The sequence below is a fragment of the Collimonas arenae genome (assembly GCF_000786695.1).
In the GTDB taxonomy this organism is placed as follows: domain Bacteria; phylum Pseudomonadota; class Gammaproteobacteria; order Burkholderiales; family Burkholderiaceae_D; genus Collimonas; species Collimonas arenae_A.
The window spans coordinates 2,595,269-2,610,167 of the sequence record NZ_CP009962.1 but is presented as its reverse complement, the minus strand read 5'-3'; the positions used below and the strand labels follow the sequence as shown (position 1 = coordinate 2,610,167).

The following is a 14,899-nucleotide window of genomic DNA, read 5'->3' as shown; positions in this document are numbered from 1 at the left end:
TTCTCATCAGGTAAGTCCCAAGGCCTGAGCCGGATCGAGCACGATCAGCTCGGCTTGCAATTGTTCGGTGCGGCGCAGCAGCGCCGGCTTATCGGCATCCTTGCGGTTGGCGCTTTGCTTCAACACACGCAACAGATGATGTTTGATTTCGAAAACAAGCGCGGGCTCCCATCGGGCCAGCTGCAAACTGTGCGTCAGGCTGTCGAGCTGGTTCAGCAGATGCAAGGCGGTTTCCGGCTTGCCAGCGTGATCGGCCAGCCTGGCCATCAGCCAGCGCTGTAAAAACTGCTGGCGTTCCGATTGCACGCCGGGCAGGCGCTGCAACCAGCCAAAAGCGGCCTCCAGGCCATCGCTGTTCAGCAAGTCGCGCGCCTGCGCTTCCATTTCCTGCCAGTGGCCGGCATCGGTGGCAGTCCCTTCGCCAGACAGCGCCAGCGGCGCCATGGCTTCGCCGGCCTCGAGATCGCGCACCACGGCGTGGCGGGCAATCCAGTCCAGCGTGGTGTCGTCGGCAAATGGCGTACCGTCGCTAAAGGCTAACCGTTCAATACCGGTCAACCGTTCCAGCATCAAGGCAAAATCGGTGCGCAGCAGATCGCCCCAGCCGGCATAAGGCGCTCCCGCCTGTTCCAGCGCCGTATGCTGAAAATACTGCAAATCGAACCACAGGTGATTGGCGCCTTCGGTGAATGCCCCCTCCACCCGCTCCAGCAGCTCGTGCCACTGCTTTTGCAGCACCAGACGTTTGAATTGCTGACGCAACTCGGCCCGTGGCGGCAGCAAGCGGGTGCGCGATTGCTGGTCGCAGGGCGGCAGATCGTGCAGGGTATCCCAGCGCACGCAGCGGATCAGGCGCGTCGAAGATAGATAGCCGCGTTCCTGGTTGCGCAAAAATTGCGCCATGACACGCGCTTGCTCCAGCAAGTCGCGGGTCGAACCGACGACCGACACCGGCATGGCTGGCGATGCAGGCGATACAGACGTGCCGCCGGCTGTTACTGCCTGCGCTGCCGGCAACGGCGTCACTTCACCTTGTTCGAAGCGCGAGACCAAAGGTTGCAGATTAGGACGGGCGGCTTCAGCCCATAAGCCGGTGCGGTTGATCAAGAGATTCAATGCCGCCATCGCCCGCTCCAGATCTACCGGAGAAAAATCTTCATAGCGCGACATCTGGTCGAGCAGGCGCGAATTGGCCAGCCATTCCATGGCTCCTTTGCGCGCTTCCGGCCGGCTCGGCAGCACAGCATCGCCAAAACGGTCGACCAGCGCCGCTGTCAGCTCGATACCGTCGGCAAAGCCGGTGCTGCCATCCAGACGCAAGCGGGCAAATGTGTAATACGCCGCCAGCCGCAGATCCTTGCCGACTTCCTTCAGCAATTGTTCACAGGAACGAGCGATCAGGTTGTCATCGACATTCGACAACTTGGTCACTTCGTCCTTGATGGTAAAGAATGCATCTTCGTAGCCAGGGTCGCGGCCAACGCCGCTGGCATTGTCCGACGGCAAAGGCTGCAACCAGGCATCCCAGGCGCTCATGCGCTCGCGCACCAGTTCATCCGGGTTACGGCTGCCAAACAGCTTGGTTAAAAATGGGGCGAACATATCAGATTCCTTGCCTGGTCAATACGAAGGGCAACGCGCCACTCAGTGTTTTCATGTCGTAGCTCATTCCGTGAATCGCGATGCTTTTTTATTTCCCACAGCAGAAGCTGGTGCCGAGGCTGCGTTCGCCATCTGTTTGGTAGCGGCGGCACTCGCCTTCCCTGACACAAAAACCTGCGTCGGCAAAACAAAATGCCGTAACGACAGCATATCGAGCGGCCCGGCGCCGGCTTCGCTGCGCAGTAGCATGCGCAGCGGCACGCCACTACTACCGTCTGCTTTCCAGGTCAGCAGATACTGCGCATTGTCGATTTGCGTCACTTGGGCCTTACCCAACAAGCGAATCAAGCCAAAGCGACCATCCGCCCCCAATTCGGACCGAAGTCCACTTTGCTCGGTACGCCATTCAATGCGTGAGTCGCCGGTCAGCGCATCACTTGGCCAGATCATCGGCTGCCATTCTTCACGCTGGTTAAAATAATGCAGGGACTGGCTGCCGCTCTTCAATACCATGTCGGTAACGCCGCCGGTACCGACCGGCTTCAGCTCAAACCGTACCTTGGCGTCGGCTTGCGGAAACAGGCGGTTACTGATGCGCGTGAGACGATTCAGGCCATCTATAAAATTCGGGTCCAAGGTCAACGTATTGCCAGAGCCTTGCGTCGGCACCCATTGATCGCCCTGTCGTTCCAGCATGCCGGCCAGCTGCGTGGCGACAAACTGTGGAATCAAGCCGCCGTCGCTACGCAGGAATCGCGCCATTTCAGGCAGGGAGGCGTCATTGTCCGAGTCGGCAAACGGATAGCGGCCGCCGAAAGAACTATTCCAGGCCGTGACGATGGCGCTGCGCCAGGTATCGTTGAGGCTGGCCGCCGCCGGCCGCAACACCACGCCCCAGGTCTGCTCCAATGGCCGCTCGAACACCGCGCTGCCGAAACCGCTCCATTGCTCGCCCAGGCTGGCGCCGACGCGGCTAGCGTAGTCGCGGCTGTCAGCAATATCGGACGTTTTACCCTGCAGGATCGCCTGCGCAGTGATTCGCGATACGGCGTCAGGATCGCTGCTCATCATGATTTGCTGAAGTTTCAGGCGTACCGCGGTGACGCGTTCCAGGTAACGCGCCAGGCTCATGTCGGCGCTTTGTCCAGCCGCGCCATTGGCAGCGGCCCCACCGCTATTACCCAGGCGCAGCAACGGACCGAAGGCATCCGCCAGCGGCGATTCATCCGGTGCAGCGACAATCGCCTTTGAAGGATCGGCGTCGACGCCCTTGACCAGTTGCTGTGCCCTATTGACCAGATTGTCGGACAACGACTTGCTGAGCGTGCCGGCTCCTGCCTGATAGGAAATCGCCTTGAACAATGCCGATAGCGGCGAACGCTGAGCATCTGCCAGCAACGTCAGCTGATCGATGGTGCCAGACAGAGAGCTGTCAGATTGCCACTGCACGCTGTTCAGAAAGGTTTGCCAGGCGCGCGCATAGTCAGAAAAATAGCGATTGCGCAATTCTGTCTTGAGTTCCCGGCCGGTTGCCTGTGGTTGGCTGCCACCGGCAGATTCAGACAATACCCAATCGTGGTCAACATTGCGCTGCTGGTCGGCATCGTCAATCGCTTTGCTGATCCTTTCATCCCATGCCGCCCGGGTATAGATACCAGGGATGGTCGCATCGGTGCTAAACAAGCCGCGGCTGCTGGTGCCACCCAGCAAAGTCTGCAATGACACTGGCGGATATTTACTGCTGTTTTCGTCAAGAATCGATTGATACAAGACATCGGTAGAGTTTTGCAGTCCGATCACCGCAATCAACGATTGCCGCGCCGATCCGACCAGAGCGGCATCCGGGGTAATGGCCCATTCTTTATGCGCCGCCAGATGATTGGCATGGAAGCTAATCAAGCGCTGACTCAGATCGCGCCAGCCGCCCTGCGTCATCTGCGATTGCGACGGCATCGCCGGCTGGCCGCTATCCTGCCAATGCGGAATCAGGAAAGCCGCTTCAGTATGTTTGGGTTCAGCCAGCATCAGGTAGGTCTTGAGGTCGCCATAGGCCGCTTTGACCTGTGCCTCACCGCCGCTGGCCAATTCCCGGTCGGACATGCCATTGCGTTGCAGCAGATTGGCTTCGAGCTGCCGGCGTAACGGATCGGTCAGGATGCGATTGCTGGCAGCCTGATAGTGCGGCCACAGAGCCGCTAACAGCGAGTCGTCGTGGTTGAGGCCAAAACGGCTGTACCAGGGAGCGCCCTCTTGTTTGCGGATTTCAAGCGTATCGATCTGCTTTTGCAATTCGTCCAGATCCAGTGCCGCCGCTATCGGTTTTTGCACTTTTTGCAGCCGGTCGGCGGTTTCCTCGGCATTGGCTATCGTGCTGCGGTTGGAGGCGGCCGCAATCATACTGCCGGCGCACCACAGGCCCAGTAAGGCCATGACACACCAGGCCGCAACGACCGAAGGTGAAAAACCAACCCGGCGGCCGCCGATCAGGCGGCTATGGCTAGCGATTGCTTTCCAGTTAATCAATAGCCACGGTGAAGACAAGCCATAGGTGCTGCCACTTGTCACTTCGGAGGCAGCGACTGTCTGCTGCGCGTCGAACAAGGGGGCAAACAACAAACCATGCACTGCGTTCTTGCGTTTGCGCGAGTTACTGATGTAGGCGACAAGGTCCAGCAGCGCCGTACGCTGTGCTGCAATCCGTCGCGACAGCTGCGCAAGGCCCGGCTGCGACAGCTGTTGCGCCAGACGGTCAACGCCACGTTCGGCCAGGCGATTGCTCAAGATACCCAGGCCGTTGTCCAGCGGCCGCAAATCGCCGCCACGGACCGACCAGGTGCAGCCGATCTCCTCCAGTGCATGCGGTTGCGCATGTTCCAGCTCGGTCGCATTCAGCAAATAGGTGGGCGCAGCCCAGCCGAGCGCACTGCTTTGAATGTATAGCTTGCGAGCGAGCATATCTTTATCGGCCGTCAATGCACCTTTACCACTGCTTATTACTACCACCATGGCATCCACCGGCCGCCGCGGACGTAGACGGGCAATTTGCTTGAGCCATGCAACATCGGGCACGGCGCCTTTGTCGTCTTCATCGGCGGCCTTACCGCTATAGAGCAGCACGGCATCGGGCGTGATCGCCCAGCCAGTATGGCGCAACGTCGGCGCCAACAGGTCAATGGCGCTGTTGTCGCCACACAGCAGCAACCAGCGATCGCAATAACGCCAACGCCAGCCGTGCTGTTCCTTCAGATAGTCCTTGAGGTCCTGGATACGTTGCGACAACGGGTCGGTGAGCTCGACTTTGTCGGTGCTGGCACGAGCAGCCGGGTCGCGTTTGAATTGCTGGCGACCGGGAGCATGGCTGGAGAGCCAGCCAATGGCAGCTCTGGTTAATGGCCCGAACCATGTGAGCACCGAGCAGATTAACAACACCAGCGTCATGCGATGCCAGGTCACTGGATCGTATTTTGCACCCCAGTAATACGCCGCGATCAGACCGATTATCGTCAGTGTTGCGACTAACAACATATGGCCGGATATTTTTGCAAATAAATTCTTCATGCACTCTTCTTCGCTTGTTCGCCAATCGGTTGTACTACTGCCAGGTCCAAACTGTCATGGCGGCAGATAATCATCTGCGGATGTTTGCTTTGCTGGGCATGTTCTATGGCCAGTGCTACAGTCAGCCAGCCGGCCGCCGCACCGGCATTGCCCAAAGCACGGTCGACATCGTGAACACCCGAGAAATCCTCGCTACGGGCGACTCCCAGCTTGATGCCGAACGCCGCCTCGCCAAACGCCGCCTTATCTTCCTTGCCCATACCTGTCTGCCAGATATCGTTGATATCGTCCAGCTCCGCTTTTCCCCACAGCAGCGCGACGGGAATATCCTCTTTCAGATCGGCCTGACTGGTTGCCAGGGGACGGTGCAGCATTGCCAGTGTCGGCAATTTCTTGCGTGCGGCGACCAAAGGCCAGCCCAGCAACAAAGCGACGCCTGCTTCTGCGCTGCGCGCCGGTGGATCCTCGTGCAGTTGTACCGCAACAAATAACACCAGTTTCTGCAATGTCTGACCACCATAGACATCCAACCATTCATCCAGCGCAGCCATGCTTTGGTCGGCAGCAAGAAGGCTGACCGGTACAGAACGCAAACCAAGCTCTTTCCACGACGTGTCCCACAGGGCTTTCAAGTCTTCATGAGAGCTTTCCTGGGGCAATAGCAGCTGTACCTCAAACGGGATCCCGTTCGGCAATTGCTGCAAGACAGCCTGTAATGACTTCAGCAAGTCGGCGAACAAAACCTGGTAGCGGCTGCGGCCAAGTTCGTCTCCCCGTAAACCCAATGCGGTATGCAGCACCGTTTCCTTACGCAGCCAAGGTTTTTGCGACTTTAGCGTTATCACACCTTGCGCGACAGAAGCACTCACGCCTTTATCGCTGCCCGCAGCGCACTGATAGGCCACGCCAATCACCGCCAGCGGTTCACTGCCAAATTCAATCGCCTCGGCACGCACGTCTTGCGCCACTTTTTCGTCAGCGTCCAGCCGCATCACAATACGGTCGTAGACGGTCTTGCGTACGCCCAACGCAATGCACCAGGCGATCGCCGGAAAAACCAGCAGACGCAGCCAAAACAAAGGCACAGCAGTACTCTCTCCGGTTGGCCAGGTCAACAAAGTGATGGCACCGCCGCCCAACATGAACAGCACGAACAAAAGCAGCCAGACGACGCCGTCGGGTGGCGACGGGCGTTCAACAGCGTTATCGGCAATGGGGAGCTTTACCGGCATCTCACACCAGGCTCGATATCAGACGGCAACCGCAGGCCGCGCGATGGCCATGCCGCGCTATCGGCACACCGCCATCCATCATGGTCTCATCGCCTTCGATGATCGGATTCGGATGCAGGCTGCATTTCGGGCAGGTGATCAGATCGCCCTTGCGCGCTACCGCACGACCATCAAAGAACATGCAACCGGAAGCAGTAATCACAACGCTGCCGGGGTGATCGCCCTTGTCGCCCAATAAAATAAAATTAATCATTGAAATCGTCTTTCAAACTGAATTGTTGCAACGCTGTTATATCGAGAGATGTCAGTAGCCTGGAGGATGATCATTGCGTAGCTGCCTTTTCTGCGCGTTCGACCGCGCGCTGCATGATCGCTGGGTTTTCTGCGGCAAACTGCCCGCTCGTTTCCGGTATCGGCCAGACATTCGGATCGTTGGCTTCCACCACGCATTCCGCTTCAATCTCCGGTGGGAACACAGGAACCTTGCAGGTCTTGAAGATCAACCAGCGAGTCGCCGTGGACAGCGCTACCAAAGGCAAGCTGATAACCTGCGTGAAAGGTGTATCTGCACCGTAGAATATTCTGCTCATGATCAGGCAGTTTTTAAAGCTACCGGTTACGGACAAACCGACGTAACGATCCAGGGGATTTTCCGCTACCGCCTCTGGACCTTCTTCCATATAACGACGAATGAACTCCCACATTTCAAGCACTGGTTGCGGACGCTCAAAGAAATGCCCCAAAGCGAATGTGTCTTTCACTATGTCGCCATCCAAAATTTCACCGCGAATATCGCAAAGATTTGGTGTTTTTTGACTATGCCCGATGTGGAAGAACGCATCGTCCCATGGCACCGTCAATACGCCATTGGGGCCATTGCCGCGAAAGACGTGAATTTTTCTGGTTATGCGATTAAAGCGAATTGGAAAATGCGTATAAGTAAAAAATTCGAAACGAATGCATAGAAAATAAAAAGCTATTAAAAACATCAAACTCAAGAAAGAACAACACAGCGCTCCGATTTTATCTACTTCACGGTTTGCAAAAAACAAAGCGTAGCCAATAAGGAATACAAAACATCCAGTGAAAAATATATATCCGACGAAAAGAAATGTAGTATTCAGCATTCCACGTACTGAAAAACGACGATCTATCCAATCAATATAAGTAGAATTAATGCGTATCAACCCGCCTCGATCATTCGCATCTATGTCTAGAGATTTGGTATATAGAAGTTGTTCGTCACGTTCAGTTTGAACAAGATTACGATTGAGACTAAAAGTGGTCCACCATCCTGTATACATTTTTATTCCCCCTTGCCCATTTTTTCCAGCGCGCTGCATACGCCGCCGCAAATTGTTGCAACGTAGTTGTACTGAGGGGACGCAGCGGCCTGGAGATTGATCATCGAGTTGCTGCCTTTTCTGCGCGTTCGACAGCCCGCGCCATAATTGCCGGATTTTCTGCGGCAAACTGCCCGCTCGATTCCGGTATTGGCCAGACATTCGGATCGTTGGCTTCCACCACGCACTCAGATTCAATCTCTGGTGGGAACACCGGAACTTTGCAGGTCTTTAAAATCAGCCAACGGGTCACCGCGGACAGTGCCACCAAAGGCAAACTGATAGCTTGTGCAAAAGGACTATCCGCACCATAGAATATTCTGCTCATGATCAGGCAGTTCTTGAAACTGCCGGTCACTGACAAGCTGACGTAACGATCCAACGGATGTTCACCAACAGCTTCCGGACCTTCTTCCATATAACGACGAATGAATTCCCACATTTCAAGCACTGGTTGAGGACGTTCAAAGAAATGCCCCAGTGCGAAAGTATCTTTCACCGTTTCACCTTCCAGCACCTCCCCACGTATGTCGCAAAGATTTGGTGTTTTTTGACTATGCCCGATGTGAAAAAAAACTTCGTCCCATGCAACGGTCAGCACCCCTTCTGGTCCGTTATGGCGAAAAACATAAATTTTTCTGGTTACGCGATTGAAGCGAATTGGAAAGTGCGTATAAGTAAAAAACTCACGCTTGAGAAGTAGAAAATAAAATAAAACAATTATTGCAATTAGCATTCCCGACGCATAGTAATAAATAAAATTATTATCTGGCTCAACAAACAATGTGCCATATACAGAGAACCAAATAGCAAAGAAAAATATCACGACACACATCAAAAACATGATGCAAGTATTCATCATTCCACGTACTAGAAAGCGACGATCTATCCAATCGATGAATGTCGAATTCAACTTAACCAAACCGCCTCGCTCATTAGATTCAGCCTTGGCTTTTTTTTCACGCGATAGTGCCTCGTTGTGTTCGGTTTGGGTCAAAGAGCGTTGAACAGGGAAAGAGGTGAACCAGCCGGTATACATATTTTCATTCTCCCTTGCCAAGAGCTTCAAGCCCCAATCTTTGTGCCACAAGGCCGTCAAATTTCTGTCCATCTTTATGCACACCAAAATCCCAGATTGGTTCAACCAATTTCCGAGTGCATCGACCAGCCGGGAAACCCATGAGCTCCCGTTTCTCGCCGTCGATGATGCTGCCCCACAACCGCCGTCAACATTGCCTGCTACAGCTGAGTTGTTGGGAGAGATAGCCGTAGCCTGATGACCATTCATCGACTAGCAGCCTTTTTTGAACGTTTGACAGCGCGCTGCATGATCGCGGGATTTTCTGCGGCAAACTGCCCGCTCGATTCCGGTATCGGCCAGACATTCGGGTCGTTAGCTTCCACCACACATTCCGCTTCAATCTCTCGCGGGAATACCGGAACTTTGCAAGTCTTGAAAATCAGCCAGCGGGTCACCGTGGACAGTGCCACCAAAGGCAAACTGATAGCTTGTGCGAAAGGGCTATCCGCGCCATAGAATATTCTGCTCATGATCATGCAGTTCTTGAAACTGCCAGTCACGGACAAACTAACGTAACGATCCAATGGATTTTCTGCTACCGCTTCCGGTCCCTCTTCCATATAACGACGGATGAATTCCCACATTTCAAGCACTGGTTGCGGACGCTCAAAGAAATGCCCCAAGGCGAATGTGTCTTTCACTATGTCGCCATCTAAAATTTCACCGCGAATATCGCGCAAGGTAACAGGATCGGTCCCATGTCCGAGATGAAAGAAAATCTCGTCCCAAGGTATACTTAGCACCCCGTTTTTCCCGTTGCGGCGAAAAACATGCACCATGCGGGTTTTTCTATTTAGACGGATCGGATAATGGGTGTACGCAAAGAATTCATAACGAAGGAAGAACCAGTATGGAAATATGGACGCCAATAAACCAACAAATGCCACGCAGGGCCAAAACCACCATACAACTTCAGGATCCTGCAGCATCCAGTTCACAACAAAAAATCCAGTAAGCAACAAAAAAAAGAACCAAATTATGGTAGCCATCACGGTTTTGAGCATTCCGCGGGTGGAAAACTGCCGATCAATCCAGTCGATATAGGTTGAATTAAAACTTATCAATCCGCTTCGCTCATTGACATCAACTCCCGGTTGACGAGTACGGGAAAGTGCTTCGGTATGTTCCAGTTCGGTCAGTTCGCGATTGCGAGGAAAACGAGGAATTAGGCCTGTGTACATTTTTATTCCCCTTTACCTAAAGATCCAAGTGTCAACATCTGCGGAACCAAGCCGAGAAATTTTTCGTCCCCTTCATGTTTCCCCAAAATGCCTGACTGATTGAACCAATCCTGCAAAACATTAGGTGTGAGGTAAGAAATAGCTGCAAAAATTATGACGATGCTCCCCCACAACCGCCCGTCAACATTGTCTGCTGCAGCTGAGTTGTTGGGAGAGATAACCGTAGCCCGATGACCATTCATCGACTAGCAGCCTTTTCTGCACGTTCGACAGCGCGCTGCATGATCGCCGGGTTTTCTGCGGCAAACTGCCCGCTCGTTTCCGGTATTGGCCAAACATTCGGATCGTTGGCTTCCACCACGCACTCGGCTTCAATCTCTGGTGGGAACACCGGAACCTTGCAGGTCTTGAAGATCAACCAGCGTGTCACCGCCGACAGCACGACCAAAGGCAAGCTAATAGCCTGCGTGAAAGGAGTCTCCGCACCATAGAATATTCTGCTCATGATCAGGCAGTTTTTGAAACGGTCGGTCACGGACAAACTGACGTAACGATCCAACGGATGTTCACCAACAGCTTCCGGACCTTCTTCCATATAACGACGAATGAATTCCCACATTTCAAGCACTGGTTGAGGACGTTCAAAGAAATGTCCCAATGCGAATGTGTCCGTCACCATATCGCCGTCCAAAATTTCACCGCGAATATCGCGTAAGGAAACTGGATCGGTTCCATGTCCGAGATGAAAGAAAATCTCATCCCAAGGTCTACTCAGCACCCCGCCCGAACCGTTGTGGCGAAAGACATGCACCATACGCGTCTTTCTATTGAAGCGAATGGGATAATAAACGTAGCTAAAAAATTCAAATCGGAGAAACGCATAATAGATTGCCGCGACTCCCAAGAATGCAACTGGAAATGGAATCAGATATCCTATCCTCTCCACATCTCCGGGGAAAATTAATCCTTTGACTATAAAGAGAAACATACATAACAATATTAACCATCCCACTAATAACAGAAAGGTTTTTAACATTCCGCGTAAGAAGAATCGCCGATCTATCCAATCGATATACGTTGAATTGAAGCGAATAAGTCCGCTTCTTTCATTCGGCTCAACATCAAGGCGACTGGAGTGAGGAAGAACTTCAGCGCGGTCATCTTGAGTAAGCGGGCGATTAATACTAAAAGGGGTCCACCAACCTGAATACATAATTAGTCTCCCTTACTCAAAGCTTCCAGCGCCAACATTTGTGGAATAGGACCGACATATTTTTCGCCCCCTTCGTGTTTCCCAAAGATTCCAGACTGATTCAACCAATCCTGCAAGGCATTTGGTGTTAACCATCCAACAACCCCAAGTATTATGGCAATCAATATGCCTAGAACAAAGCCCATACCTGCGGTTGCAGTTCCAAGGAGTAACATAGCAGCGACTACCGATCCGATCCCTAATGCCATAGTGACACCTCCAAGTACAGGCCTTTTATTTAGCATTTCAACTCCCTCAAAGAACGTCACAACTCCCGCAATTACTCCTCCAACAACCCCAAGCAGCTTACCTCCACCGGTCAGCCAACTAGCTCTAGTCTCCATCTTGATCGCCATAAATTTTATCTGCGTAGCCGTCCTCGCTCCCCCCCAGGACGTGGCCGTCAGAGCGTGACCCGTCGTCTCAGTAATGCCTCCCGCCAGCGTTGTTACTGCCGCCGCAAAATTGAACGTCTTGCCACCAAAGTAATTTCCCTTGGCCTGCTCTTTCGTCATCTCGCCAAAGGCACTGCACATCAGCACCAGCGACAATAGCGACTGCACCGTACCGCCCTTGACTTCTATATTGCCCAGCTTACTGATCCGGCTTTCCATCAGGTTTTCCAGTTGGTCCGGCTTCAGCACCATGCTGCCCACGGCCTCTGTGCGCGCATTGCCACTCAGGCCGGTGAGCTTGCCTGCTTCCGTTTTATCGAGCAGCATCACGCCTTTATACGGATACACCTTGCCTTCGGCATTGCCCATTTTTGCCAGCGCGTTGCGTACGCCGCTGCGGTAAGCTTGTTCGTCGCCGCCGCCGAGCTTTGCCACCATCGCCGACAGCGTGCGCACGGCGTCCTTGCGCGTCAGTTCGCCGCGCAGGTCGACCATGATCATATGAGGGTTTTCCGCCAGCGCTACATTACCAAGCATCGTCACCAGTCTTTTCGCCGACGGCGGCATCTTGCCGGCAGCGGCGGCAGGGACACTGTTGAATGCTTTGTTCAGGTTTTCCATGGCCGGACCGAACAACTGGTACACATAACGGTTCACCGGGCCGGCCAGGAAACCCTTGAGTTCGCGTTTCTCGCCGTCGACGATGACATCCTTGAATTTGTCATGCAGGGTGGCGATGATATCGCTCAGCTTTGATGAGGGGGACGTTCCCTTTTCTGCCGCTGCATCAATCCAGGCTTGCACCAGCTTGTCCTGATTGAAGGCGAAGGCGCGCATGACCCAGGCTTCCGGCTTGCCAGGGTCTTGCTGGAGGCATTGGGCCAGGTAGTCGCCGACAGCGGTACGGCCGCTGGTGTTGTGGATCACCATCGTCACCAGCGCCAGGTAGGCTTCGCCGCTGGAGAGGTTTTTAGAGTCGAAGTTATGCGTCAGACAGGCCTGGAAGGTTTTGCTCTTGAGCCAGGCCAGATAGCTGAGATCGAGCGGTGCAATATTTTTTTCTGCAAAGCTGTGCAGCTCTGCCGGATAGGTAACGTTCAGATATTTCTGTTGCGCCGGTTCGTCGAAATATTTTCCGTATTTTTTCCAGCCGTCGGCCTTGATCGCGTCGCCTTGCGCCGTGCGCTGGTCGGCGATGTCGTCATGCGTCTTTTTGATGCGCGCCTGCTCCGATGCGCTTTGCAGCTTCATGACGTAGCTCATGCCCATATCGGCGTCCATGGCATGGGCCATGCCATCCATCATGTCGCTCGCGCCCTGGTTGCTGGCGATATCGTCCTTGAGCGCGCCGTTGCCTACCGCGTCTTTCAATGCATTGATGGTCAGCGCTGTTTCGTACTGCCATTTGCGTTGGGGCTCTTCGGTAAATTCGGCGCTGAACTGCATCGCCAGTCCGCTGAGCTCCATGGCGATGCCGGTGGGATCATCCAGCGCCAGCATCACAGGACGATACGGCGCGGCTGCCTTGTCCCCCCAAATAGCCATGGGCTGCGCATCGGTCGACTGCAGGTAAAACGGTTGCGTCGAAAAGGCCCAGGCTGCGGACTCCATACGGGTAAGCTCTGGCGTGACCGTGCTGATCGAACGCGGCCACAGCTCCAGGATCAATCTGGAAAGCAGCGTCAGGGCCTTTTTGTCTTCTGCCTTGTTGCCATTGAGCTGTTCTGGCTTGGTATAGGGCTTAGGCAAGTACTTGGTCACGTAGACCACCGTTTCGTGCTGCAAGCCGGCTGGGTCGACCGTATATTCGGCCACGTACCTGGAGAGCTTGCTGAAATCGGCTGCATGCGCCTGCGACGCGCCGCTGCGCCAGGCGGCCATGTCCAGGCACTGCATGTGGGCTTTGCGGTAATCGGCGCTGTCGTGCTTCTTCAGTACTTCTTCGGTCCAGGTCACATCTGAAAACCCCAACCAGACCTTGGTCGCAAGCGGGGCGTCCTTGACTGTGATGCAGCGGGCGATCATCGCATCGCCCTCGCGCTTGCAGGCGAAATCCACCTTGCCCCAGCCACCCGGCGGCGCTTTGGCACGGATGTCGAATTCGAACAGGTAGGCGCCATCCATCACCATGTAGGCGCTCCACTCGCTGCGCTTTTCATCGAACACGTACAGATAGCCCGGCCGCAATAGCCGCAGCGTGTAGTGCGCCAGCTTCTCCGGCAGCGCCAGGCTCTTGCCAAGGTCAGTTTCTTTGTCGCCGACCACAAACGGCGCCGACAGCTTCGGTGCATTGCCCATGCCCTCCCGTGCCACCGCGTAACGCAAAGGCAGCACCGGCAAGCCCTTCTTGTTACAGAACTGGCAGGTTTTTGGCGGGGTTGGGGACGTTTGTGCTGCGTTCATGTACGATCCTTAGAAATGCGTAGCTCTTCAGCGAAACGATGCATGGCCGGCTCATCCAGTTCGGCGCAGGCGCCGACGTAGCTGATAGCTTCTGCGTGAACTTGCTCCAGCCGCTTGCGCATGAATGGATGCTGATGAATATCCGGGTGAAAACGAAGTGCTTGAATCGCGTAAAGCTGACGATCTGTTTGATCGGCAAGCAGGTGCGTATGCCAGGCTTCGGCAAGCAGTATGTCAATGCGCCGTGCAAGCGCGTCATCGTCATGTAAGTTCGGCGCAACACGGGTGAGATGCTGCAATGTGGCATTCACCTCCCCCAGGCGCAGTAATTGATGCTGCTGCTGCAGTGACAATTGAAAAACCGTCGCAGAGCGGGTGGTATTGCGGTGGTTGCGCCATTGCCCATTTGGCTCGCGCCAGCTCCAGGTGTTAACCGGCCCGAGCAAAGCTGCCAATTGCTGCTCATCCAGCAGCCAACGTAAATGACGGAATGTCCGCGGATCGTGGATACGTATCAGATCTACCTCCCCGGTAAGCTGGTGCAGCTCCATGCAACTCGCAAGATGCTGCTGAATCTGTTCCGCCGGAGCGGGAGTATCTAGCAGCGCCGAAAACCAGGGGTAATCACTTCCATGTTCCCATGTTTCGGCGCGGCTCAGCAACGCTATCCGCACCGCAGGTTCAAGATCGTTAAGTTTCAGCAGCACCGGAAATAACTCTGGCTGGCTCTGGAAGGATGCAGGCACAACCGGGATAGTCGGCAAATCTTGCCAGTTAGCTGGATCTACTTGCAGAGGGTTGATCAGCGCATAGGCATGCGTCTCAAGCATATCTTGATTTAATCCGCTCATA

General features: G+C 54.5%; 11 protein-coding genes. All 11 read right to left on the bottom strand.

Annotated elements, in window-relative coordinates; translation table 11 throughout:
- Positions 1-6: 6 nt before the first annotated feature.
- Positions 7-1,602 carry a type VI secretion system protein TssA gene (tssA, locus tag LT85_RS11590; RefSeq protein WP_038488841.1) on the bottom strand — a complete coding sequence of 532 codons (1,596 nt, stop codon included), beginning with the start codon at positions 1,600-1,602 and terminating at the stop codon, positions 7-9.
- A gap of 63 nt (positions 1,603-1,665) precedes the next feature.
- Entirely contained in the window at positions 1,666-5,160 is a 3,495-nt protein-coding gene (locus tag LT85_RS11585; RefSeq protein WP_052135096.1) for an ImcF-related family protein, read from the bottom strand.
- Positions 5,157-6,392, bottom strand: a complete 1,236-nt coding sequence (locus LT85_RS11580) for a hypothetical protein (RefSeq protein ID WP_038488838.1) — start codon at positions 6,390-6,392, stop codon at positions 5,157-5,159. Before LT85_RS11580 ends, LT85_RS11585 begins: the two co-directional genes overlap by 4 nt.
- 1 nt (position 6,393) lies before the next feature.
- Positions 6,394-6,645 carry a PAAR domain-containing protein gene (locus tag LT85_RS11575; RefSeq protein ID WP_038488836.1) on the bottom strand — a complete coding sequence of 84 codons (252 nt, stop codon included), beginning with the start codon at positions 6,643-6,645 and terminating at the stop codon, positions 6,394-6,396.
- A 70-nt stretch (positions 6,646-6,715) separates the two neighbouring features.
- Positions 6,716-7,735, bottom strand: a complete 1,020-nt coding sequence (locus LT85_RS25935; protein WP_156117500.1) for a DUF6708 domain-containing protein — start codon at positions 7,733-7,735, stop codon at positions 6,716-6,718.
- A gap of 61 nt (positions 7,736-7,796) precedes the next feature.
- Positions 7,797-9,023, bottom strand: a complete 1,227-nt coding sequence (locus LT85_RS11565) for a DUF6708 domain-containing protein (protein WP_156117499.1) — start codon at positions 9,021-9,023, stop codon at positions 7,797-7,799.
- Positions 9,020-9,997 carry a DUF6708 domain-containing protein gene (locus LT85_RS11560; RefSeq protein ID WP_052135095.1) on the bottom strand — a complete coding sequence of 326 codons (978 nt, stop codon included), beginning with the start codon at positions 9,995-9,997 and terminating at the stop codon, positions 9,020-9,022. The genes LT85_RS11565 and LT85_RS11560 overlap by 4 nt, the downstream gene beginning before the upstream one ends.
- A 2-nt stretch (positions 9,998-9,999) precedes the next feature.
- Positions 10,000-10,239, bottom strand: a complete 240-nt coding sequence (locus LT85_RS11555; RefSeq protein WP_038488833.1) for a hypothetical protein — start codon at positions 10,237-10,239, stop codon at positions 10,000-10,002.
- Positions 10,236-11,210, bottom strand: a complete 975-nt coding sequence (locus LT85_RS11550) for a DUF6708 domain-containing protein (RefSeq protein WP_081992283.1) — start codon at positions 11,208-11,210, stop codon at positions 10,236-10,238. Before LT85_RS11550 ends, LT85_RS11555 begins: the two co-directional genes overlap by 4 nt.
- A 2-nt stretch (positions 11,211-11,212) precedes the next feature.
- Positions 11,213-14,047 (bottom strand): T6SS effector BTH_I2691 family protein, encoded by a 2,835-nt coding sequence (locus LT85_RS11545; RefSeq protein WP_038488830.1) that lies wholly within the window; start codon positions 14,045-14,047, stop codon positions 11,213-11,215.
- A complete protein-coding gene (locus LT85_RS11540; RefSeq protein WP_052135094.1) occupies positions 14,044-14,898 on the bottom strand; it encodes a DUF4123 domain-containing protein in 855 nt (284 codons plus the stop codon). The genes LT85_RS11545 and LT85_RS11540 overlap by 4 nt, the downstream gene beginning before the upstream one ends.
- Position 14,899 lies beyond the last annotated feature (1 nt).